Below are 20,910 nucleotides of genomic sequence, written 5' to 3'. Positions count from 1 at the left end.
CCTGGTTCCTGGAACTGCTTCGACGAAACGAGCGGCGGTCGCCCGGCCCCGACGGGTCGGTGTGTCACCGCTCCGTCAGGCGCCCAGGTTGTCGGCGGCGTTGGGCCGGCGCTGCTGTCGGACCCGGGGCCGCCGAGGACGAGGCCGCCGTGTCGGTCAGCCGTCCCGTCGCCGCGAAGAGCCAGGTAAGGGTGTCCGATGCGGAGAGCGCCGCCGAGCATAGCCACTCAAACGTCACTTTATAGCGATTTACCGTAGATGCCTCGGTCGACATGACGTCGATGAAGCCTCCTTCGATCGCCAGCGTCTCCGGGTCCTGCGAATCGGTGAACCGGTAGAGCGAGAAGGCCGTCGGCGGCAGGTAGAACTCGCCGATCCGGGTGTCGCGCAGCAGCAGGTGCAGCGTCACGTTCGGCAGCATGGCCAGCTCGCAGAGGTGGGCGAGCTGGTCGCGCAGCACGTCCGGCGGGCAGGCCCGGCGGCCCAGCGCCGCCTCCTCCAGCACCGCCGTGTAGCGGGGACCGTCCGGGCGGTCCAGCAGGGATTGCCGGCCCAACCGTGCCTTGACCTCGGTCTCCGGGTCGTCCCCGGCGGACGGGTCGGCCGACGCGGCGGCGGCGTTGGCCGAGACGATCCGCAGCCGGGCGTACCCCTCGGTCTGCAACAGCCCCGGCACCAGGACCGGGTTGTACTCGCGGATCTGGGCGCAGCCCGCCTCCAGCTCGGCCCAGCCGAGCTGTTGCTGGGTCATCACCGGGTACGACCTGCGCCAGGCGCGCATGTCGCCGGCCTCCTCGGTGATGACCAGCAGCTCCTCCCGCAGGGCGGGGGCGGCCCGGTAGAGGTCGAGCAGGACGGCCACGTCCTCCGGGTCGGGCCGGCTGCGGCCGTTCTCCAGCCGGGACAACTTCGACGCCGACGCCCAGCCGATGCGTTCGATCACCTGGTCGCCGGTGAGTCCCGCCGCCTCGCGCAGGCGACGCAGGTCAGTGCCGAGCCTGCGACGACGCAGGATCGGGCTCGGTACGGCAGGAGGCACGGTGTCCTCGATTCCGTAGACCGCCACGAGACGCGACGGTAACTGTATGAAACTCGACCCCCACGGTCAGTATGGACGGCGCGACCGGCGTCGGAGGTCCCGGCGAGGGCGTGTCTTGCGACAGAAAGACGACTGTGGAACGTGTCAGCCGGCCCGGGACGACGCCGTCCCCACCGGCGGCAGTTTCCCCGTACGCGTCCAGCCGGACGCCACCCCCGCCGGAGGGAACCCATGCGCACCGTCCTGCGCCGCCCCGACTTCCGTCTGCTCTTCGTCGCGCTGCTGGCCAGCATGGCGGCCGAGTCGATGCTGCTGCTCGCCCTGGCCATCTGGGTCAAGGACCTGACCGGCTCCGACGGGCTGGCCGGCGCGACCATCTTCGCGATCATCGCGCCGATGATGTTGGCCCCGCTGATCGGCTGGGTGGTCGACCGTTACCGCCGCCGGCCGTTCTTCGTGGTCGCGAACCTGGGCACGGCCCTGCTGCTCAGCCCGCTGTTCGCGGTCCGCGACCGGGCCGACGTGTGGATCATCTACGTGGTGGCCGCCTGCTACGGGTTGTCCTACCTGACCCTGCACGCGACCCTGAGCGGCCTGCTGCGCCAGCTCGTGCCGAGCGAGCTGCTGGCCGACGCGAACGGGGCGTTGCAGACCGTGCGGCAGGGCCTGCGCCTCGGTGGGCCGTTGGCCGGCGCGGCCCTCTACGCCACGGTCGGCGGCTGGCTGCTGACCAGCCTGGCGATGACCGGGTTCGTGGTCGCCGCCGCCGTGGTGGGACTGCTCCGGGTGAGCGAGCACCCGCCGGCCGCCGCCGCCCTGCGCTGGCCGGCCGAGCTGGGGGCGGGGCTGCGCCACCTGACCCACGAGGCCGCCCTGCGCCGGGCCCTGCTCGGCTACGGGCTGGGCTCGCTCGTGATGGGCTTCACCGAATCACTGATCTTCGCGTACGTCGACCAGGGGTTGCGCCGTGACGCCGCCTTCGTCGGGGTGCTGATCGCCGTGCAGGGGATCGGCGGCCTGGTGGGCGGACTGCTCTCGTCGACGGTGGTGCGCCGGGTCGGCGAACTGGGCGCGCTCGCCGTCGGGGTGACCCTGTTCGGCCCGGCCGCGCTGATCCTGGCCTGGCCGGACCTCCGGCTCGGTGTGCTGGCCCTGCTGCTCGCCGGGCTGTCCCTGCCGCTGACCATGGTGGGGCTGACCACGCTGGTCCAGCGGCGTACCCCGCCGGGGCTGCTCGGTCGGGTCACCGCCGCCTCCGAGGCGCTGGTCAGCGGGCCGCAGGCGGTCTCCATCGGGGCCGGGGCGCTGCTCGTCGGCGTGTTCGACTACCGGCTGCTCTTCGTGCTCGTCGGGGTGGTCACCACAGCCGCCGGCCTGTGGCTCTGGCGGGGACGTCGGCTCACCCCGCCGGTCCCGCCGAAGCCGCCGGTCCCGCCCACGACACCGGCCGTGGCCCGCATCCCGGCCCCCCGCCGTCCGCTACCCGACCCGACCGCCGACCGACTGTCCGGGCGCTGACCCCCCGCGACACGACGCAGCGGCCGGCCCCGGTGGGGGTCGGCCGCTGCGTGAAGCGGGGGCGGGCTCAGCCCGCGAGCGTGGCCAGGTGCTGCTTGACCTGGGTGATGGAGGGGTTGGTCAGGGCGCTGCCGTCGGCGAAGCGCAGCGTCGGCACGGTCTGGTTGCCGCCGTTGACGCCCATCACGAACTCCGCGGCCTTCGGGTCCTGCTCGATGTCGACCACCTCGTACCCGATGCCTTCCCGGTCCAGCTGCGACTTCAGCCGGTGGCAGTAGCCGCACCACGGGGTGGAATACATGGTCAACATCGTCGGATCCTCCAGAGGTCGTCGCGCCCGCCGGGTCAGGCCGGGCTGACCGGTACAACATCAGCCGGAGCTGGAATGATTCCTCGCTGTGGTGGTTCACTCGGCGGCGGAGGCGGTGCTCGCCGGGCTGGATCCGGAGCAGCGGTCGGTGGTGACCGCCCCGGCCGGCCCGGTCTGCGTCCTGGCCGGCGCCGGCACCGGCAAGACCCGGGCGGTGACCTCCCGGATCGCCCACCGGGTGCTGACCGGCGGGATCTCCGGGCGGCACGTGCTCGCGGTCACCTTCACCGCGCGGGCCGCCGCCGAGATGCGGCACCGGCTGGCCCTGATCGGGGTGCCGGGCGTGCAGGCCCGGACGTTCCACGCGGCGGCGCTGCGCCAGGTGCGCTACTTCGCGCCCCGGCTGCTGTCCGGGCGGGCCATGCCGGAGCTGCTGGACAGCAAGGTCCGGGTGGTCACCCTGGCCGCCGCCAAGGTCGGCCTGCGGGCCGACCGGGCCGCCGCCCGGGACCTGGCCGGCGAGATCGAGTGGGCCAAGTCGTCGCTCGTCGAGCCGGGGGAGTACGTGGTCGCCGCGGGCAGGGCGCTGCGCGAGACGCCGTACGAGCCGGCGAAGGTGGCCGAGGTGTTCACCGCGTACGAGCGGCTGAAACGCTCCTCCGGGGTGATCGACTTCGAGGACATGCTGCGTGCCGCGGTGTGGGGCATCGAGGAGCACCCGGACGTCGCCGAGCAGGTACGCGGCCAGTACCGGCACTTCGTCGTCGACGAGTACCAGGATGTCAACCCGCTCCAGCAGCGGCTGCTCGACGCCTGGCTGGGCGGCCGGGACGACGTGACAGTGGTCGGTGACGCCAGCCAGACGATCTACTCGTTCACCGGGGCCACCTCGGCATACCTGATCGACTTCCCGCGCCGGCACCGGGCGGCCACGGTGGTCCGGCTGGTCCGCGACTACCGGTCCACCCCGCAGGTGGTCGGGCTGGCCAACGCGGTGATCGGGCAGGCCCGGGGCACCGAGGCGCGGCTGCGGCTGGAGCTGCACGGCCAGCGCCCGCCCGGCCCCGAACCGGAGCTGCGGATCTTCACCGACGAGCCGGCCGAGGCGACCGCGGTGGCGGCCCGCTGCCGGACGCTGGTCGACGGGGGCACCCCGGCGAAGGAGATCGCCGTGCTGTTCCGCACCAACGCCCAGTCCGAGGCGTACGAGAAGGCGTTGACCGAGGTCGGCGTCCCGTACGTGGTGCAGGGGGCGGAACGGTTCTTCGAGCGCGCCGAGGTCCGCCAGGCGATGGTGGCGCTGCGGGCCGCCACCCGCTCGATCCCGGGCGAGACGCCGCTGCCGATCGCCGTCCGGGAGGCGCTGACCGCCGTCGGTTGGACGCCCGACACCGCCCCGCCCGGTGGCGCCGCCCGGGAACGCTGGGAGGCGCTCGCCGCCCTGGTCCAGCTCGCCGAGGAGTACGCGGCCACCCCCGAGGTGCTGCCGATCGGCGAGGCCGCGACGGTGGAGCGCCCGGCCAGCCTGGCCGACTTCAACGACGAGCTGGCCCGGCGGGCCGCCCAGCAGCACGTGCCGACGGTGGACGGGGTGACCCTGGCCTCCCTGCACTCGGCCAAGGGACTGGAGTGGGACGCGGTCTTCCTGGTCGGTCTCTCCGAGGGCACCCTGCCCACCTCCTACGCCCGCACCCCGGAGCAGGTCGAGGAGGAGCGGCGGCTGCTCTACGTGGGGATCACCCGGGCCCGGCAGTGGCTCTGGCTGTCGTACGCGTCGGCCCGCTCCCCGGGTGGCCGGGCCCGCCGCCCGTCGCGGTTCCTGCCCCAGCTGGACCGCAACGGTGGCGGCGAACGGGCCGGTACTGGCCGGTCGGGCGGTGCGGGCGCGGCGAAGCGGGCGGTCGAGCGGCGGCGGGCCCCGGTGGTCTCCTGCCGGATCTGCGGCGCGACCCTGGTCGCCGGTGCCGACCGCAAGCTGGGCCGCTGCCCCACCTGCCCGTCCGACATCGACGAGCAGCTCTACGAGCGGCTGTGCGACTGGCGGGCCCGGGTGGCCGGGGCGCAGCGGGTCCCGGCCTACGTGGTCTTCACCGACGCCACCCTGGTCGCGTTGGCCGAGCGGCGGCCGGGCCGGGTCGAGGAGCTGATCGCGATCGCCGGCATCGGCCCCCGCAAACTCGGCCTGTACGGCGAGGCGGTGCTGGCGTTGGTGGCCGGCGCGACGGTCGACGAGATCGGCCCGGAAAAAACTCTCGAAATCTCGTCGTAAATTCGTTTGCCCTCGCCCCGTGGCGAGGAATAGCCTCAGGAAGCACCTCGGGAGCAGCGCCATTACGGCTGCTCACGGGGGCTGAGTCCGAATCGGCACGAGGAACGTGAGGGAGGTGGCACCCGTGGAGATCATCACCTATGAGCGTCCGGCGGCGATGTCAGCTGCCTGCGCTCCGCTGTCGGCTGCGTGGGTGGCCCTTGCCGCTCCGCGACCGTCGATCCCGCAGGTGCACCAGGTCTCGGTTCAGGCCGAGCTGAACCTGACTGTTGCACCCACTGCGGGAGTCGAGGGGACCAGTGGCTTCACGGGTCTGGGTATCGATGTCGCCAAGAAGCGCATGGATGTCCGCGGCGTTCCACCTCGAGGTAGACCGGTCTGACACTCAGACCACCGGCTCACCTCGAGGCCGCGGAACCCGCTCACCGGGATCCGCGGCCTCAGTTTTTTGCCCGTCGAAGTACGTCGGAATGCGATCCACGAGATCGAAGTGAGAGAGAGGTGACCGGGAGATGAGTCTGGCGTTGGCCCCCCTCGACGTGAGCGTCGAGCTGGAGGCGAACCTGCCCTGTCGGAAGTTCGACCCCGACCTGTGGTTCTCCGACTCGCCCACCGACCTGGAGCTGGCCAAGTCGCTCTGCGGGGACTGCCCGCTGCGCGTCGAGTGCCTGGCCGGGGCGGTCGAGCGGGCCGAGCCGTGGGGCGTCTGGGGCGGCGAGATCTTCGAGCGTGGCGCGGTCGTCCCGCGTAAGCGGCCCCGGGGCCGTCCGCGTAAGGAGGACCTCGCCCGCGACGCCGCCCTCCGGGTCGAGGCCGAGGCGCGACTGGCGGCCAGTGGTCTGGCCACCTCGCGCAGCGCCGTCCGACTGGCAGCCTGACCTACCCGATCCGTTCCACCCACCGCCGACATCCGTTGGCCCAGAGAAAGTTGACCCCGATGCTGCACCTGCCGAACGGAACCGAGATGCAACTACTCCACGAAGCGTTGTCCCGGGCTCGAATGCGCCGGCCTCAGGCCGGTCGTACCACCACGAGCACTGAGGCGCACCGTTCCGCCCGTACCGTCGCGATGAACAGCCGGAGCCAGTCGGCTCGCGACCTGGGCGTTCTCTGAAACCACCACTGATACGCGGGGGCGGTGACCGGATCACGGTCACCGCCCCCGCGTCGTGTCGGTCGGCCGTCGCCGGTCAGGCGACCGGGGCGAAGCCGGGTAGCCAGCGTTCCAGGATCCCCCGGTAGGGTGCCTTCGCCTCCAACTGGCAGAGCACCCCGATCGAGCCCAGCGTCACCCGGTGGATCAGCAGGTACGACGGCGGCAGGTTGAGCTGCCGGCTGAACTGGAAGGCGGGTGACTTCGGGCTGGCCAGCCGGGTCGCCTCGGCGCGCAACCAGGCCCGGGTGAACCGGAACTCCTCCTGCGCCACCGGGTCCAGCATCGGGCGGATGTAGTCCAGCAGCGCCTGCGCGTCGATCGGCTCGGTCGGGTTGACGAAGCCCTCCTCGCGCAGTCCGGCGACGACCGCGTCGGCGTCGCCGCGCAACGACAGCCCGAGTAGCCGGCCGATCGGCTCCGGGGTGCCCTCGGGCATCCGGGCCACCGCGCCGAAGTCGATCACACCGAGCCGGCCGTCCGGCAGCAACCGGAAGTTGCCCGGGTGCGGGTCGGCGTGCAGCAGCCCGGCCCGGGGCGGGGCGGACAGGTGCAGGGTCGCCATCAACCGGCCGGCCGTGTCGCGCTGCTCCTCGGTGCCCTCCCGGATGATGTCCGCCAGCGGTGTCCCCTCGATCCACTCGGTGACCAGCACCCGGGGCGACGACGAGAGCACCGCCGGGATGAAGATCTCCGGGTCGTCGGCGTACGCGGCGGCGAAGGCGCGCTGCGACTCGGCCTCCAGCTCGTAGTCCAACTCCTCGGTGATCCGTTCCCGCAGCTCGGCCAGGAGCGGCTTGACGTCCAGGCCGGGCTGGATGGCGCGGAACATCCCGCCCAGCCGGGAGAGCTGCTTGAGGTCGGCGAGCAACGCGTCCCCCGCACCCGGGTACTGGATCTTGACGGCGGCGGACCGGGAGACCCCGGTCTCCGGGTCCCGCCACACCGCCCGGTGCACCTGGCCGATGCTGGCCGCCGCAGCCGGGGCGTCGTCGAACTCGACGAACCGGTCCCGCCAGTCCGGCCCGAGCTGCTCCGCGAGCACCTTGTGCACGCTCGCCACCGGCAACGGCGGGGCGGCCTCCTGGAGCTTGGTCAACGCCTGCCGGTAGGGGGCGGCGATCTCGTCAGGCAACGCCGCCTCGAACACCGACAGCGCCTGGCCGAACTTCATCGCCCCGCCCTTGAGCTGCCCGAGGACGCTGAACAACTGCTCGGCGGTGCGTTGTTGGATCTCGGCGGAGATGACGTCGGAGGCGATGCCGGTGACGCGCTTGCCCATCCCGAGGACGGTCCGACCGGCGAAGCCGAGCGGCAGAGCGGCGAGCTTGGCGGTCCGGGACACGGCGCGGCGCGGGATGTCGGTCACCTGGCCATTGTTACCGACTTCATGGCCCCGCTGCTGCGCTGAAGCCGGGCTGGGTGGCCCCGTCCCCCGTTCCGTGTTCCCGCGACGCCCGTCCGTCATCCCCGCGACGCCCGTTTGCTGCCCCTCCGCTGCCCCCGGACGGGCCGGCCGACCGGGTTCGTCCCGGCCTGGTTGTGGCTGCGGCCTGTCGGGTGGCGGCCCGGGTCAGCGGCCCGAGCAGGAGCAGCCGGGGTGCGGGGCCCAGGCCCGACGGCGTAACCGGCCGCCCGGCCCGACCTCCACCGTGCAGCCCACCGTCTCCGGGGTGCCGCCGTCGAGCTGGGCCAGCACCTCGGCGACCGCGTAACCGGCGGCGGTGAGCAGGGTGGCGGTGCCACAGGAGTGGTCGACCGGGCCGGTGGCGAGTTGGGCGGCCAGGCCGGGCCAGCCCGGGTCACGGTCGGTGCGGTGCAGCTCCAGGCAGTGCAGGCAGGGGCCCACCGGCGGCCGGACCAGGGGGCCGACCACCGGCATCCCCTCCCGCAGGGTGAGCAGCAGGTGGGGCTGGCGACGCCCGGCGAACCCGGTGGCGAGCAGGTCCGCCGGACGGTCCGTACCGAGCTGCACCACCAACTCGACCCGGTGGCGGCCGGCCGGGCGGGTGCGGGTGCCCGGGGCGGCGCGGTCGATGGCGGCCCGGACCGCGTCGGCCAGCGGCCGCCCGACGTCGGCGGCGGCCAGCCCGGTGCCCACCAGGTCACCCGGCTGCACCGGGCCGGTCAGTCCGACCGCCACCTGCCCGACGCCGGCCTGCGCCAGGGCCACGGCGACGGGCGCACCGAGCCGACCCGACCCGGCCACCGCCACCCGGGCGACCCGGCGGCGACGCAGCACCTGGGCCGGGGTGCCGGGCAGGGTGGGCCCGGCCAGGGCGAGCGCCCCGGTCTCCGCGGCCAGCCGGGTCCGGTCGGGGCCGGTCAGGTCACGGGGGAGCAGGGTGTGCGCCGGTACGACCAGCCCGGCGGCGTGCAGGGTGTCGATCAACCCCCGGGCCTGGCCCGGATCGACCCGGGCACTTGCCGCGTCGGCCAGCACATCGCGTTCACTGCGGGTGCCGTCGAGCAGGTCGAGCAGCCGGGTGACCCGCGAGTCGGCCACCTCCAGCAGGACGGCCCGGCCGGGCGTCAGCCCCAGTTGCAGGGTGTGCCGGTCCCGCCAGAGCCGGGTCAGGCCCGGTAGCAGGGCGGGACGCAGCAGCGCGGTACGGGAGGGCGCGGTACGGGGCGGGCTCATGATGACGAATCGTGACCGAGTCCCTGCGGTGCGTCGATCGTTGTCCACAGGTGTGCAGCGCCAGATCCAGCGTTGTCCACAGGATTCGGCGAGTTATCCACAGATCACCGGGAGTCATGTCGGGTAGCCGACACGGCTGCCACCGGGTTGGCGGACGACGGAACGCCGCCGCGGGCAGGCCGATGGGATGCTGCGGACCGGTTCGGGTCGGAGTCGCGGTTCGGGTCGGAGTCGCGGTTCGGGTCGGAGTCGCGGTTCGGGTCGGAGTCGCGGTTCGGGTCGGAGTCGCGGGAGGGGCGGCCCGATGGGCCGCCCCTCCCGCGTCGTACCCGGACTGGTCAGACCTTGGCCTTGCCCAGGATGCGGTTCACTGTTGTGCCGCACACCGGACACTTGCCCTTGGCCATGTTCATCCCGGTCTTCGAAACCTCGACGTGCCCCTCGAAGTCCCGCTTCTCCTTGCACTTCACGCAGTAACCGTTGTAGGTCTGGGCCTGGTCGGCCACGGTAGCCTCCTCGTCTCGTCCGCCGGGCACGTCGGTCCGGCGGTGCTCCCGGCGGCGGGCCGTGGGGGCGCCGGCGCCGGGTCCTTCTCCGCGGCCACCCACGTGACCGCCGGTTGGCGGACCCTACCCAGGTCTGGGCGGTTCCATGTCAGCGGTGCATCGACACTGTGAGCAAGTCGACGTCGAGAGTGTGCATCCCGAAATAGGCGGGATAAGTGAGTTTGCCGGGGACACGCCGTGTGGAGCCCTCTGGGAGGTCCCCCGGACGGGGGTGCGGCGGCGTGGTCGAGGCCGATCACCTACGGTGGAGATCGCGCCCGAGGGTGGCCGCCGACGTCGCCACGAAGGGTGACGGGGGTTCAGGCTCATGGTCACCACCAGTTTTTTTCGGACTCCTTACTACTAACCACCATTTTCCGGGCGCGTGTCGGGGTGTTGACCCTTGCGGACCCCTGGTCAGTACGCATTAGCTTTCCATCGTGGCAGGAAACCACGGCTGCGCGGCCCACTGATGGCGGCCGCGCGGAAGCCAGTCGTCGAGGTACGGCGCAGTCAGCGCCGGCGACGCACGGTGTCCGCCTACCGGGACGGCGAGCGGGTCGTGGTGCTCATCCCGGACCAGTTCTCCCGGGCCGAGGAGAGCGAGTGGGTCGACCGGATGCTCGCCCGGCTCGCCGCCCGGGAGGGTCGGCTGGCCCGCAACGACACCGAACTGCTCGACCGGGCCCTGCGCCTGATCAACCTGTACCTGGCCGACCAGGGCGGCGACGCCCTGCCGGCCAGCGTCCGCTGGGTCACCAACCAGAACGGCCGGTGGGGTTCCTGCACCCCCGCCGACCGGACCATCCGGATCTCGCACCGGCTCCAGGAGATGCCCGACTGGGTGCTCGACTACGTGCTGCTGCACGAGTTGGCGCACCTCATCGTGCCGAGCCACAACGCCCGCTTCTGGGCCCTGGTCGGCCGGTACGCCAAGACCGAACGGGCCCGGGGCTACCTGGAGGGGGTCGCCGCCGCCTCCGCCGTGCCGATCGCCGGTTGACCGCCACCCCCGTCGACCGTCCTGCCCTGGGATGATCAACTCATCGGGGCGCAGGTAGCGGTGTCCGGGCGGCGTCGAGGGCGCTACTTCGGCCCACAGGAGTCGATCACCCGTACCGCGCCGACTAGGGTCGGGGGATGGTCCGACGGGTGGTGGTGGCGTTGCTCGGTCCGGTGGTCTGGTCGCCACCCGGGGTGGAACCGACGCGCTGGCGCACCGCCCTGGCCGAGGACGTGGTGGACCTGTTCGCCACCCTCGCCGAGGTGGAGTCCGCGCTCGCGGTGACCCCGGCCGACCGCTGGCTGGCCGACGCGGTGCGCTGGCCCGACACCCCCGTGTACGAGGTGCCCGAGCCGACCGTCGCCGCCGTGCTGGCCGCCCTCGACGGGTACGACCAGGCCGCCGTGGTGGCTGCCGACGCCCCCGACCTGCCGGGGCTCGTCCTGGGCAAGCTGCTGCGACCGTTGACCAGTCGACCCGTCGCGGTCGCCCCCGTCGAGGGCGGTCCGGGGCTGCTCGGGGTGGCGTCCCGGCTGCCCGTACCCGAATGGCTGCCGGCGCTGGACCTGGACGTGGCCGGGCCGGCGGACCTGCGGCGCGCGGCCCCCGCCCCGGCCGACGTGGCGGTCACCCCCGGCTGGCACCGGCTGCGCGGCCCGGCCGACCTGGCCGCCCTCGACCCGGCCGTCGAGGGTTGGGAGGCGACCCGCGCCCTGCTCTCCGGCCACCGCACCTGACCGGCCACGGCACCTGGCCCGACCCGTGCACCTGACCGGTCACCGCACCTGGCCCGACCCGCCCTGACCGGTCACCGCACGTGACCCGACCAGCGCACCTGGCCCGACCAGCGCAGCCGGCCGACCGACGGCGACCGGCCGGGCCCGCCCGGGAGTCGGGCGGTCCGGCCGGTGTCGCGGCTGGTCGGGACCGGTCAGGGGCGGTCGGTGTCGCCCGGGGTGTCGTCGGGACGGGGACGGCTGCCCGGCGCCTGCTCCTCGGGGCCGCCCGGTGCGGTGAAGTCGAAGGTGGCCAGCTCGTCGTCGAGGTCCGTCGAGGTGGTCGCGAACGCCACCGGGTCGGCGAAGTCGGCGTCCGAGGGGAGCAGGTCGGGGTGGCCCCAGACCGCGTCCCGCCCGGCGATGCCCCGGTGCTCGGTCAGCGCCGCCCAGAGCGCCGACGCCTCCCGCAGCCGACGTGGGCGCAGCTCCAGACCGACCAGCGCGGCGAAGGTCTGCTCGGCCGGCCCGCCGGCCGCCCGGCGGCGACGGAACGCCTCGCCGAGGCGGACCACGTTGGGCAGCCGGTCGGCCGCCGCGCTGTCCACCACGTGGCAGACCCAGCCCTCGACCAGCGCGAGCACCGTCTCCAGCCGGGCCAGCGACGCCTTCTGCGCGGGGGTGTCCTCCGGGGTGAAGATCCCTTCCAGGGCGATCGCCTGCATCGACTCCGGGTCGGTCGGGTCGACCCGGCCCATCGCCTCCTCGATCGCCTCCCGGTTGACCCGGATGCCTGACGCGTAGTTCTCGACCGCGGTCAGCACGTGCCCGCGCAGCCACGGGACGTGCTCGAAGAGCCGCTGGTGGGCCGCCTCGCGCAGGGCGACGTAGAGGCGTACCTCGTCCTCCGGCAGCTCCAGGCCCTCGCCGTACACCCGGATGTTGGCCGGGATCAGCGCGGCGGTGCCGGCCGGGCCGAGCGGCAGGCCGATGTCACCGGCGGAGAGCACCTCGGCGGCGAGCTGCCCGAGGGCCTGCCCGAGCTGACCGCCGAAGAGCGCCCCGCCCAGGGTGGCGACCATCGACTGCATCGGGCCGAGCTGGGCGCGGGCCTCCGGCGGGACCAGGTCGCCCATCGCGCCGACCATCCGGCTGGCGACCGGGTCGCAGAGCTTGCGCCAGACGTCGAGCGTCTTGTAGATCCACTCGTTGCGGTTCCAGGCCAGGGAGACGCGGATGCCCGTCGGCCAGGCCGAGGCCGGCTCCAGCCAGAGGTCGGCCAGGCGCAGCGCCTCCTCCACCGCGTGCCGTTCGTAGGGGGAGGCCATCGGGTCACCCGTGGCCGCGAGCTGGCTGGCGGCCACCTGGCGGGCCAGGTCCCAGTTGACCGGCCCGCTGCCCGGCGCGGAGAGCAGGTGCTGCAACTGTGACATGAACTGCTGCATCTGCGCGGGATCGTTGGGGTCTGGTGGTTGCCCACCCGGGAGCGCGAAACCGAACGGAATATCAGGCACGACGTCTACGGTACGCGCGCCGCGCCCCTGGTAGCCGCCGTCGGCGTTGCGCTGAGGGCGAAGTCCGCCGCAGCCCGCCGGACCCGCCACCACCGGTCGGTACGCTCTGCCGCATGAGACGTCGTGGCGTGACCGTCCTCCTCGGTGCTCTGCTCACCACCCTGCTGAGCATCGGCGTGCTCGGCGCGCCCATCCCGTACGTGGTGCTCGGCCCCGGTCCGACGGTGAACACCCTGGGCACCAACGACGGCCGGGAGGTCATCCAGGTCAGCGGCCGGGAGACCTCCACCTCCGTCGGTCAGCTCCGGATGACCACGGTCGGCGTGCAGCCGACGGTGAAGCTGCGCGCCGCGATCGCCGGCTGGCTGTCCAAGGACGAGGCGGTGGTCCCCCGGGAACTGGTCTACCCGCCGGGCGAGTCGCAGGAGGAGGTCGAGAAGCGCAACGCGGAGGACTTCCAGAACTCGCAGAGCAGCGCCGAGACCGCGGCGCTGGTCAAGCTCGGCTACCCGGTCGAGGTGGTGGCGAAGGAGGTCGCCGCGGACGGTCCGGCGGCCGGTGCGCTCAAGGCCGGCGACGTGGTCACCACCGTCGACGGCGCGAAGGTCACCTCGGCGTCCCGGCTGGTCGAGCTGGTCCGGGGCAAGCCCGCCGGCACCGCGCTGACCATCGGGTACGTCCGCGACGGCGCAGCCGGCACCGCCACCGTCACCAGCCGGGAGTCCGACGGCCGCCCGCGCATCGGCGTGGTCCCCGACCAGCGGCAGCCGCACCCGTTCACCCTGAAGATCGACCTGAAGGACATCGGCGGCCCGAGCGCCGGGCTGATGTTCGCCCTCGGCATCATCGACAAGCTCAAGCCGGAGGACCTGACCGGCGGGAAGATCATCGCCGGCACCGGCACCATCGACGACGAGGGTCGGGTCGGTCCGATCGGCGGCATCGCCCAGAAGCTGGTCGGGGCGAAGAAGGCCGGGGCCAAGGTGTTCCTGGTCCCCGCCGACAACTGCGCCGAGGCGGTCCGCAACCCGCAGCCCGGTCTGCCCATGCTGAAGGTCGGCTCGCTGGACGAGGCATTGACCGCGTTGGACACGTTGCGCGCCGGTGGGGAACCGACCCGCTGCTGAGGGCGGGGCCACGCCGGAACACCGGCGGCGACCCGGGCACGACCTGACCCGACACGTTCAGGAACACCCCGTACTCTGGGTGCCTGTCCGGAGCCGATCACATCGAGCGTGCGGAGCCAAACAGTGGCCATGCGTAGCAGCCCCCTGCCGAGGATGAGTCGGCGCGGACGCGTCACCATCGGGGTCCTGGTCGGGGTGTTCCTCCTGTTCACCCTGCTGGGCTGGGGGGTGCAGGCGTGGACGGACTGGCTGTGGTTCGACGAGGTCCGCTACACCCAGGTGTTCACCGGCGTGCTGCTCACCCGGCTGCTGCTCTTCCTCGCCGTCGGGCTCGGCCTGGCCGCGTTCGTGGGCGGGAACCTGTGGCTTGCGTACCGGCTGCGGCCGAAGCTGCGCCCGCACTCGCTGGAGCAGGCCACCCTGGAGCGGTACCGGATGCTGCTCACCCCGCGCATCGGCACCTGGATCAGCCTGACCGCCGTGGTGCTCGGCCTGTTCGCCGGGCTCTCCGCGCAGGGTCGCTGGTCGCAGTGGCTGCTGTTCCGCAACGGCGGTGACTTCGGCGTCAAGGACCCGGAGTTCGGCATCGACGTCGGCTTCTACGTCTTCCAGTTGCCGTTCTGGCGCTACCTGCTCGGGGTCGGCTTCACCGCCGTGGTGCTGGCCCTGATCGGTGCGCTGGCCGTGCACTACATCTTCGGCGGGGTGCGCCTGCAGGGCGTCGGTGACCGGATGACAGGCGCCGCGCGGGCCCACCTGAGCACGCTGGTCGCGGTCTTCGTCCTGCTCAAGGCCGTCGCGTACGTGCTGGACCGGCGGGCCATGCTGCTGGAGTACAACGAGGGCGCCAAGCTGTACGGCGCCGGCTACGCCGACGTCAACGCGCTGCTGCCGGCCAAGGAGATCCTGGCGTACATCTCGGTGGTGGTGGCCATCGCCATCATCGTGTTCTCCAACGCGGTGATGCGGAACCTGGTCTGGCCGGGCATCTCGCTGGCCCTGCTCGGCGTCTCCGCCGTCGCGATCGGCGGCATCTACCCCTGGGCGGTGCAGACCTTCGAGGTCAAGCCGAGCGCCCGGGACAAGGAGGCCCCGTACATCCAGCGCAGCATCGACGCCACCCGCGCCGCGTTCGACATATCCGAGGTGCAGACCGAGGGGTACGCGGCGAGCAACCTGGTGCCCCCGGCCAGCCTGGCCACCGACACCTCGGTGGTGCCGAACGTCCGGCTGCTCGACCCGCAGCTCGTCTCCGAGACGTACACCCAGCTCCAACAGGTCCGGGGGTTCTACGATTTCGGCCCCAAGCTGGACATCGACCGCTACTCGGTGGAGAACAAGACCTCCGACTACGTGGTCGGGGTCCGGGAGATCAACTACGGCGAGCTGACCGACCAGCAGAACAACTGGATCAACCGGCACACCGTCTACACCCACGGTTACGGGCTGGTCGCGGCCCCGGCCAACCAGGTGGTCTGCGGTGGGCAGCCGTACTTCGTCTCCGGCTTCCTCGGCGAGAAGGCGCAGGAGGCGTGCTCCTCGCAGGCCGAGCAGATCCCGGCCAGCCAGCCGCGGATCTACTACGGCGAGCGGATGCAGCCCGACGACTACGCCATCGTCGGCCAGACCAGCGCGGACAAGGACGTCGAGTTCGACCGGCCCACCCCGACCACCGGCGGCGAGCAGTACTACACCTACACCGGTGAGGGCGGCGTCGAGATCGGCTCGTTCACCAGGCGGCTGCTCTACTCGATCAAGGAGCAGGAGACGAACTTCCTGCTCTCCGAGGCGGTCAACGACAACTCGAAGCTGCTGTACGTGCGTAACCCCCGGGACCGGGTGGAGAAGGTCGCGCCGTTCCTCACCCTCGACGGCGACCCGTACCCGGCGGTGGTGGGCGGCAAGATCCAGTGGATCATCGACGGCTACACCACGGCCGCGACCTACCCGTACGCCGAGCGGATCAACCTCCAGCAGGAGACCACCGACGAGCTGACCAACCGGGGCACGTTCCAGCTCGCCCGGGAGAACGTCAACTACATGCGCAACTCGGTGAAGGCCACCGTCGACGCGTACGACGGCACGGTCCGGCTCTACGAGTTCGACGACGCCGACCCGGTGCTCAAGGCGTGGAACAAGGCGTTCGGCGGGGACCTGGTGCTGCCCAAGAGCGCCATCCCGGCCGACCTGGCCGCCCACTTCCGCTACCCGGCCGACATGTTCAAGGTGCAGCGCAACCTGCTCACCAAGTTCCACGTCACCAACCCCGGCGACTTCTACTCAGGCCAGGACTTCTGGCAGGTACCGAACGTGCCGGACGCGCCGGACAGCGGGCAGAAGCAGCCGCCGTACTACCTGTTCACCCAGTTCCCCAACCAGGACGCCCCCCGGTTCCAGCTCACCTCGGCGGTCACCCCGAACGGCAGGCAGAACCTCGCCGCGCTGATCTCCGGGTCGTACGTCGACGGGCGGCCGAAACTGGAGGTGCTGGAGCTACCCGACCAGACCCGGATCTCCGGCCCGGTGCAGGTGCACCAGCAGATGACCAACAACGCGACCATCCGGACCGAGCTGAACCTGCTCTCCTCCAACCAGGCCCAGGTGCAGTACGGCAACCTGCTCTCCCTACCGTTCGGCAACGGGATGCTCTACGTAGAGCCGGTCTACGTCAAGAGCAACCAGCAGGACGCGTACCCGCTGTTGCAGAAGGTGCTCCTGTCCTACGGCGACGGCGGCTCGTACGTGGTGCTGGCCAACAACGTCAGCGACGGCATCAAGCAGCTCGTCGAGCAGGGCAAACGGGCCGGCCAGGGAACCACTGCGCCACCGGGTGGCGAGACCCCGCCGCCCTCGGGCGGCACCCCGCCGTCGCCCTCGCCCACGGCCTCGCCCGGGGCGAGCAGCCCACCGCCCAGCGCCGACCTGGCCGCCGCCGCTCAGCGGGTCCAGACGGCCATCGCCGAGGTCAAGGCCGCGCAGGCGTCCGGCGACTTCGAGCGGTACGGCCGCGCGCTGAAGGCACTGGACGAGGCGATCACCGCCTTCCAGCAGGCCCAGCAGGGCAACCCGGCGGGCACGCCCAGCGGTAACCCGCCCGCCACGCCGTCGCCGTCCGGCGGCGGCTGACCGGACCGCCCGCGTCGACGGGGCCCACGATCCGCCACCGGGATCGTGGGTCCCGTCGCTTTTCCGACCAGTCGTCCCGCAACCTGACGATGCCGCTGACCGTCTCCAGTGCAGATGGCCGGGACGGGGGGACGTGGTGCGGGCATGAGGGACGAACGTAGTTTCGACGAGTTCTACCGGAGCACCTCGGCGCGGACCCTGCGCTACGGCCACGCGGTGGCGGGCGACCACGGCGAGGCACAGGACCTCGTCCAGGAGGCGTACGCCCGCGCCTGGCGGCAGTGGGGTCGGCTGGCGCAGCACCCCGCGCCGGAGGCGTGGCTGCGGCTGGTGGTCAGCCGACTGGCCGCCGACCGGTTCCGCCGGTTACGGAGCTGGCGGACGGCGATCAGCCGTACCGGTCCGCCGGAGGACGTGCGGCCACCCGGTGAGGACACCGTGCTGCTGGTGGCCGCGCTGCGGCAGCTCCCCGCCAACCAGCGTCAGGCGCTGGCCCTGCACTACCTGTTCGACATGCCGGTGGACGAGATCGCCCGGGAGGCCCGGGTGCCCAGCGGCACCGTGAAGTCGTGGCTGTCCCGGGGGCGGTCCCGGCTGGCCGAGCTGCTCCCCGGCGTCTCGGCGAAGGAGTTGGAGGTCAACGATGTCGCGTGAGCTGCACCGTTTCTACCGGTCGTTGGCGCAGGACACCGACCCCGGCGGCCTGGTTCCGCCCGACCTGGTCCGGCGGTACGCCGACCGGCGGGCCCGGCTACGGGCGGCGGCGGGGGTGCTGGTCGTGGCGGCCCTGGTGGGCGGGACGGCGGCCGGCACCCGGTTCGTGCTCACCGCCGCGCCCGGTACGCCGGCCGGGCCGCCCGCGATCTCCCCACCGGGGACCGCCGTCTCGGTGCCCGCCCCGGCGGTGTCGCCGGCGGCGACGGTGACCTCCGCCCCGGCCGCGTCCGCGCTCACCGGTTCCGCCGGCCGGTCGTCGGCCGGCCCGGCAAGCCCGGCCGTCACGTCGCCGTCCGACCGACCGCCGACCGCGATCCCCGACGCGGCGTTCTTCACCCTCGCTGCGGCCAACGAGACAGGTGTGCGGCCGACGTTCACCCCCGGCCCGGTGCTGCCGCAGCTCTGCGGCGCGCACCCCGGCGACTCCGGGGTCGTCCAGAGCCGGGGCCGCGTCCTGGCCTTCCGCTACGCCGACACCCCCAAGGGGTACGTCCCGGACGGCAGCTACCGGCACACCATCACCCTCTACCGAACCGGTCGCGCCGGGGACGCGCTCGGAGAGCTGCGGGCGGCGGTGCGGGACTGCCCGATCCAGCAGTCGTCCGACACCCCGGGGGTGACGTCCCGGTACCGGCTGCTCGGCGGGGGCGGTTACGGCGACGAGTCGGTGCTGTTCGAGCTGCGCCGGTCGTACTCGGAAGGGGCGGGTGACCCGGCCGGCGGGGACGAGATCCGGCTGGTCCGGGCGATCCGCCTCGGGGACGTGGTGACCGTGCTCTGGGAGCAGGGCTGGGAGGGCACGTCCAGTGACCGGTCGCAGGTGGACGCCGACAGCCGGCGGGCGGTGGATGCCCTGCGGGACTGGTTGGACTGACGGCCCGGGTGCCGTTTTGCGGGCCCGGGGGTCGGTAGGTTACGGTTAACCAGCCGACGCGGGGTGGAGCAGCTCGGTAGCTCGCTGGGCTCATAACCCAGAGGTCGCAGGTTCAAATCCTGTCCCCGCTACTGTTTCGACAGGCCCCGGAGTTTTTCTCCGGGGCCTGTCGCCGTTTCCGGGGCTTGTCGTCGGGTCCGGGCTCGTCGTTGGTTTCGGGGCTCGTCGGTTCCGGGCTTGTCGTCGGTTCCGCTCCGGCGGTGGGTCTGCCGTCGCGGGAGCGGGAACCGGCCGTACCGCAGCCGCCGAACGGGCGACGCGGTCGGTGGCGCTCCCCGGTGGGTGCCCTGAGCTGGGTGGACGGTGGATCGGGGGGCCGGGCGATCTCCGTCGGGCGGATGGGTTAGGCTTAACGGGCCGACGCGGGGTGGAGCAGCTCGGTAGCTCGCTGGGCTCATAACCCAGAGGTCGCAGGTTCAAATCCTGTCCCCGCTACTGTTTCGACAGGCCCCGGAGCTTTTCTCCGGGGCCTGTCGCCGTTCACCGGTGCCCCGTCCGGAATCGCTGCGGGCTTCGGCGTGCCAGAGTTGCCGCACTCGGTCAGGATGAGGGCATGTCTACTGAGATCAAGACGTCAACTCCGATCACATGGTGGGGCCGACTGAGCGCGGTCCTCGGCGCGGTAGTGCTCTCGGTCTTCGTGCCGGTGGCCGCGTGGGCCTCCACCGGCACCGGCGAGCTGGTGGTGGAGGCGGCCCGGCGACGGTCCAGGGGCGGCGGGTTCGGCGTCCTCGGGCTGCTCTGCTGCCTGGTGGTCGTCGGCGGCATCGTCCTACTGGTGGTGCTGCTGACCCGCAACCGGCGCAACCGTCCGCCCCGCTGACCCGCGACCGGCGTCACCGCCCGTCCCGCCGACCCGTCACCGGGCCAGGGCCGCCTGGGCCCGGGCCATGAACTGTGTCGTCGCCGCCCGCGCCCCGGAGCGTCCCGCGCGGATGCTCCGGGCCGCCTCGGTGAGCAGGGCACGCACCTCGCCGTGCCCCCGCGGTGGCGGGGCGGGCGCCGGGCCGACCTGCTGGTGCAGCGCCTCGCCGAGGGCGGCGACCTTCTCGGCAAGCGGATCGTCGAGGGTCTGCACGACCGCCTGGCGTACGGTCAGGCTGGCCGGCAGGCCCCGCTCGGTGCCGAGCAGCCGGCCCACCTCCACGCTGCCGGTGAGGAAGTCGACCACGTCGGCCACCACCTGCGGGTGCCGGGTGCCCCGGAACCCGGCCCAGTACATCGACGCCCGGTCCCACTGGGCGGCCCGGGGGCCGGGGAAGCCGACCAGGGCCAGCTCGTCCCTGCTGTAGCGCTGCAGCTCGGGAAGCTGGTGCGACCAGGCGAACGAGGCGGCGGTGTGCCCGCTGACGACCAGTTGCCGGGCCGGCTCGCCCCCGTCGGCGCGGTCCACCAGGGCGGCAGCCGGGGTGGCCCGTTGGCTGCGGGCCCGCTCCCAGAACTCGAACCAGTCCAGCAGCGCGGCCGGGCCGAAACCCAACTGGCGGCCCTGGTAGAACCGGGTGCCCAGCCCACGCAGCCAGAGCCACAGCGCCCGGTGGTCGCCCGACGGGTCCATCGTGCCGGCGACCCGGCCCCGGCCGGCCCGGGTCACCCGGGCGGCCCAGCTCAGATAGTCGGCCCAGGTCATCGAGGTGGTCGGTTCGGCGACCCCGAGCCGGCGCAGCAGGTCGCGGTTGAACACCACGGCGGCGTGGGTCTGCGCGGCCGCGACGCCGTACACCCGGTCGTCGATCTTTCCGTAGTCGACCAGGCCGGGCGGCAGGGTGTTCAGGTTGATCCGGCCGTCGTCGACGTAGCCGCCGAGGTCGAGCAGGATGCCGCGCTGGGCGTAGTCGCCGAGCATCGAGTCGTCGATCTGGAACAGGTCGGGCACGTTGCCGCCGCCGGCCTGGGTGGCGAGCCGCTCGTAGTAGCCGCCCTGCCCCTGCCAGGTCACCCGGAAGGTGACCTGCGGATTGCGGGCCGAGTACAGCCGCAGGGCCCGTTCGGTGGCCTCGGCCCGTCGGGTGCCGCCGTACCAGAAGACCGACAGCTCCACCGGACCGTCCGGCGTCGGCGACTCCGCCTCGACGCCGCACCCGCTCAGCCCGCCCGCGGCCAGCAGCGGGACACCGAGCAGCGCGCCGAGCAGCCGCCGCCGGGCCGGGTCGACGCCGGGCCGGATCAGCGGGGGACGCACAGCGGACACGGGGTGCTCCTGGGGACGGGCGGGCCGGTAGCCGGACCATTCACGCAGGTGGCGCGGCCGGGTGTCAACGCCCGCCCGGCCGCCGCCCGGGTGGGCGACCCGGCCGG

Annotated in this window: 18 protein-coding genes and 2 tRNA genes; 13 read left to right on the top strand and 7 right to left on the bottom strand. The window is 72.8% G+C overall.

Going from position 1 to position 20,910, the window contains the following annotated elements:
* Positions 1-64 precede the first annotated feature (64 nt).
* A complete protein-coding gene (locus ACN268_RS16870; RefSeq protein ID WP_421486917.1) occupies positions 65-1,039 on the bottom strand; it encodes a helix-turn-helix domain-containing protein in 975 nt (324 codons plus the stop codon).
* Positions 1,040-1,270: 231 nt separating this feature from the next.
* Between ACN268_RS16870 and ACN268_RS16865 the strand changes: the two genes are divergently transcribed.
* Positions 1,271-2,557: an MFS transporter gene (locus ACN268_RS16865; RefSeq protein WP_421483996.1), complete on the top strand. Its 1,287-nt coding sequence runs from the start codon at positions 1,271-1,273 to the stop codon at positions 2,555-2,557.
* A gap of 67 nt (positions 2,558-2,624) precedes the next feature.
* Here the strand turns inward: ACN268_RS16865 and ACN268_RS16860 are convergent, their stop codons facing one another.
* The gene (locus ACN268_RS16860; protein ID WP_421483995.1) at positions 2,625-2,867 is read right to left on the bottom strand and encodes a mycoredoxin; all 243 of its coding nucleotides are present in this window, start codon (positions 2,865-2,867) and stop codon (positions 2,625-2,627) included.
* A gap of 88 nt (positions 2,868-2,955) precedes the next feature.
* Here ACN268_RS16860 and ACN268_RS16855 point away from each other — a divergent pair, with 88 nt between their 5' ends.
* The 3 genes from ACN268_RS16855 to ACN268_RS16845 all read left to right on the top strand — a co-directional run bounded on the left by ACN268_RS16855 (position 2,956) and on the right by ACN268_RS16845 (position 6,014).
* On the top strand, positions 2,956-5,136 hold the full coding sequence (locus ACN268_RS16855) for an ATP-dependent DNA helicase UvrD2 (protein WP_421483994.1): 2,181 nt from the start codon (positions 2,956-2,958) through the stop codon (positions 5,134-5,136).
* Positions 5,137-5,260: 124 nt separating this feature from the next.
* Positions 5,261-5,518 carry a hypothetical protein gene (locus ACN268_RS16850; protein ID WP_421483993.1) on the top strand — a complete coding sequence of 86 codons (258 nt, stop codon included), beginning with the start codon at positions 5,261-5,263 and terminating at the stop codon, positions 5,516-5,518.
* Positions 5,519-5,648: 130 nt separating this feature from the next.
* Positions 5,649-6,014 carry a WhiB family transcriptional regulator gene (locus ACN268_RS16845; RefSeq protein WP_204926781.1) on the top strand — a complete coding sequence of 122 codons (366 nt, stop codon included), beginning with the start codon at positions 5,649-5,651 and terminating at the stop codon, positions 6,012-6,014.
* 312 nt (positions 6,015-6,326) lie between these two features.
* On the opposite strand, the gene ACN268_RS16840 is transcribed toward ACN268_RS16845, so the two are convergent.
* The 3 genes from ACN268_RS16840 to ACN268_RS16830 form a co-directional block, all read right to left on the bottom strand.
* Positions 6,327-7,658: an ABC1 kinase family protein gene (locus ACN268_RS16840; RefSeq protein WP_421483992.1), complete on the bottom strand. Its 1,332-nt coding sequence runs from the start codon at positions 7,656-7,658 to the stop codon at positions 6,327-6,329.
* A 204-nt stretch (positions 7,659-7,862) separates the two neighbouring features.
* Complete coding sequence (locus tag ACN268_RS16835; RefSeq protein ID WP_421483991.1) at positions 7,863-8,930, bottom strand: ThiF family adenylyltransferase; 1,068 nt, start codon at positions 8,928-8,930, stop codon at positions 7,863-7,865.
* A 338-nt stretch (positions 8,931-9,268) separates the two neighbouring features.
* Positions 9,269-9,436 (bottom strand): DUF5679 domain-containing protein, encoded by a 168-nt coding sequence (locus ACN268_RS16830; RefSeq protein WP_007464795.1) that lies wholly within the window; start codon positions 9,434-9,436, stop codon positions 9,269-9,271.
* Between the two features lie 511 nt (positions 9,437-9,947).
* On the opposite strand from ACN268_RS16830, the gene ACN268_RS16825 reads away from it, so the two are divergent.
* Together ACN268_RS16825 and ACN268_RS16820 are read left to right on the top strand one after the other, a co-directional pair.
* Positions 9,948-10,478, top strand: coding sequence for a M48 family metallopeptidase (locus tag ACN268_RS16825; RefSeq protein WP_088644234.1), 531 nt, complete (start codon positions 9,948-9,950; stop codon positions 10,476-10,478).
* A 137-nt stretch (positions 10,479-10,615) separates the two neighbouring features.
* Positions 10,616-11,215 carry a hypothetical protein gene (locus ACN268_RS16820; RefSeq protein WP_421483990.1) on the top strand — a complete coding sequence of 200 codons (600 nt, stop codon included), beginning with the start codon at positions 10,616-10,618 and terminating at the stop codon, positions 11,213-11,215.
* A 194-nt stretch (positions 11,216-11,409) separates the two neighbouring features.
* Here the strand turns inward: ACN268_RS16820 and ACN268_RS16815 are convergent, their stop codons facing one another.
* A complete protein-coding gene (locus ACN268_RS16815) occupies positions 11,410-12,639 on the bottom strand; it encodes a zinc-dependent metalloprotease (protein ID WP_421486916.1) in 1,230 nt (409 codons plus the stop codon).
* A 182-nt stretch (positions 12,640-12,821) separates the two neighbouring features.
* Between ACN268_RS16815 and ACN268_RS16810 the strand changes: the two genes are divergently transcribed.
* The 7 genes from ACN268_RS16810 (at position 12,822) to ACN268_RS16780 (ending at position 19,435) form a co-directional block, all read left to right on the top strand.
* A complete protein-coding gene (locus ACN268_RS16810; protein WP_421483989.1) occupies positions 12,822-13,835 on the top strand; it encodes a PDZ domain-containing protein in 1,014 nt (337 codons plus the stop codon).
* A gap of 129 nt (positions 13,836-13,964) precedes the next feature.
* On the top strand, positions 13,965-16,961 hold the full coding sequence (locus tag ACN268_RS16805) for a UPF0182 family protein (RefSeq protein ID WP_421483988.1): 2,997 nt from the start codon (positions 13,965-13,967) through the stop codon (positions 16,959-16,961).
* A 144-nt stretch (positions 16,962-17,105) separates the two neighbouring features.
* Positions 17,106-17,615: a SigE family RNA polymerase sigma factor gene (locus tag ACN268_RS16800; RefSeq protein WP_204926787.1), complete on the top strand. Its 510-nt coding sequence runs from the start codon at positions 17,106-17,108 to the stop codon at positions 17,613-17,615.
* Complete coding sequence (locus ACN268_RS16795; protein WP_421483987.1) at positions 17,605-18,552, top strand: hypothetical protein; 948 nt, start codon at positions 17,605-17,607, stop codon at positions 18,550-18,552. The genes ACN268_RS16800 and ACN268_RS16795 overlap by 11 nt, the downstream gene beginning before the upstream one ends.
* 57 nt (positions 18,553-18,609) lie before the next feature.
* Positions 18,610-18,683 (top strand) — tRNA-Met (locus ACN268_RS16790).
* Positions 18,684-18,973: 290 nt separating this feature from the next.
* Positions 18,974-19,047 (top strand) — tRNA-Met (locus tag ACN268_RS16785).
* Between the two features lie 118 nt (positions 19,048-19,165).
* Entirely contained in the window at positions 19,166-19,435 is a 270-nt protein-coding gene (locus ACN268_RS16780; RefSeq protein WP_204926789.1) for a hypothetical protein, read from the top strand.
* Between the two features lie 36 nt (positions 19,436-19,471).
* Here ACN268_RS16780 and ACN268_RS16775 read toward each other — a convergent pair whose 3' ends face one another.
* On the bottom strand, positions 19,472-20,803 hold the full coding sequence (locus ACN268_RS16775) for an ABC transporter substrate-binding protein (RefSeq protein ID WP_421483986.1): 1,332 nt from the start codon (positions 20,801-20,803) through the stop codon (positions 19,472-19,474).
* Positions 20,804-20,910 lie beyond the last annotated feature (107 nt).

Origin of the sequence: Micromonospora sp. WMMD735, assembly GCF_049178995.1 — a bacterium.
GTDB lineage: Bacteria > Actinomycetota > Actinomycetes > Mycobacteriales > Micromonosporaceae > Micromonospora > Micromonospora wenchangensis.
The sequence above is the reverse complement of the archived record's forward strand: the minus strand, read 5'-3'. Positions and strand labels throughout refer to the sequence as shown.

What these genes read in the sequence shown, in the direction of transcription:
- ACN268_RS16780 (WP_204926789.1), top strand. Translation starts at nt 19,166, where the DNA reads ATGTCTACTGAGATCAAGACGTCAACTCCGATCACATGGTGGGGCCGA.
- ACN268_RS16800 (WP_204926787.1), top strand. Translation starts at nt 17,106, where the DNA reads ATGAGGGACGAACGTAGTTTCGACGAGTTCTACCGGAGCACCTCGGCG.
- ACN268_RS16820 (WP_421483990.1), top strand. Translation starts at nt 10,616, where the DNA reads ATGGTCCGACGGGTGGTGGTGGCGTTGCTCGGTCCGGTGGTCTGGTCG.
- ACN268_RS16795 (WP_421483987.1), top strand. Translation starts at nt 17,605, where the DNA reads ATGTCGCGTGAGCTGCACCGTTTCTACCGGTCGTTGGCGCAGGACACC.
- ACN268_RS16865 (WP_421483996.1), top strand. Translation starts at nt 1,271, where the DNA reads ATGCGCACCGTCCTGCGCCGCCCCGACTTCCGTCTGCTCTTCGTCGCG.
- ACN268_RS16860 (WP_421483995.1), bottom strand. Translation starts at nt 2,867, where the DNA reads ATGTTGACCATGTATTCCACCCCGTGGTGCGGCTACTGCCACCGGCTG.
- ACN268_RS16810 (WP_421483989.1), top strand. Translation starts at nt 12,822, where the DNA reads ATGAGACGTCGTGGCGTGACCGTCCTCCTCGGTGCTCTGCTCACCACC.
- ACN268_RS16845 (WP_204926781.1), top strand. Translation starts at nt 5,649, where the DNA reads ATGAGTCTGGCGTTGGCCCCCCTCGACGTGAGCGTCGAGCTGGAGGCG.
- ACN268_RS16815 (WP_421486916.1), bottom strand. Translation starts at nt 12,639, where the DNA reads ATGCAGCAGTTCATGTCACAGTTGCAGCACCTGCTCTCCGCGCCGGGC.
- ACN268_RS16825 (WP_088644234.1), top strand. Translation starts at nt 9,948, where the DNA reads ATGGCGGCCGCGCGGAAGCCAGTCGTCGAGGTACGGCGCAGTCAGCGC.
- ACN268_RS16835 (WP_421483991.1), bottom strand. Translation starts at nt 8,930, where the DNA reads ATGAGCCCGCCCCGTACCGCGCCCTCCCGTACCGCGCTGCTGCGTCCC.
- ACN268_RS16805 (WP_421483988.1), top strand. Translation starts at nt 13,965, where the DNA reads ATGCGTAGCAGCCCCCTGCCGAGGATGAGTCGGCGCGGACGCGTCACC.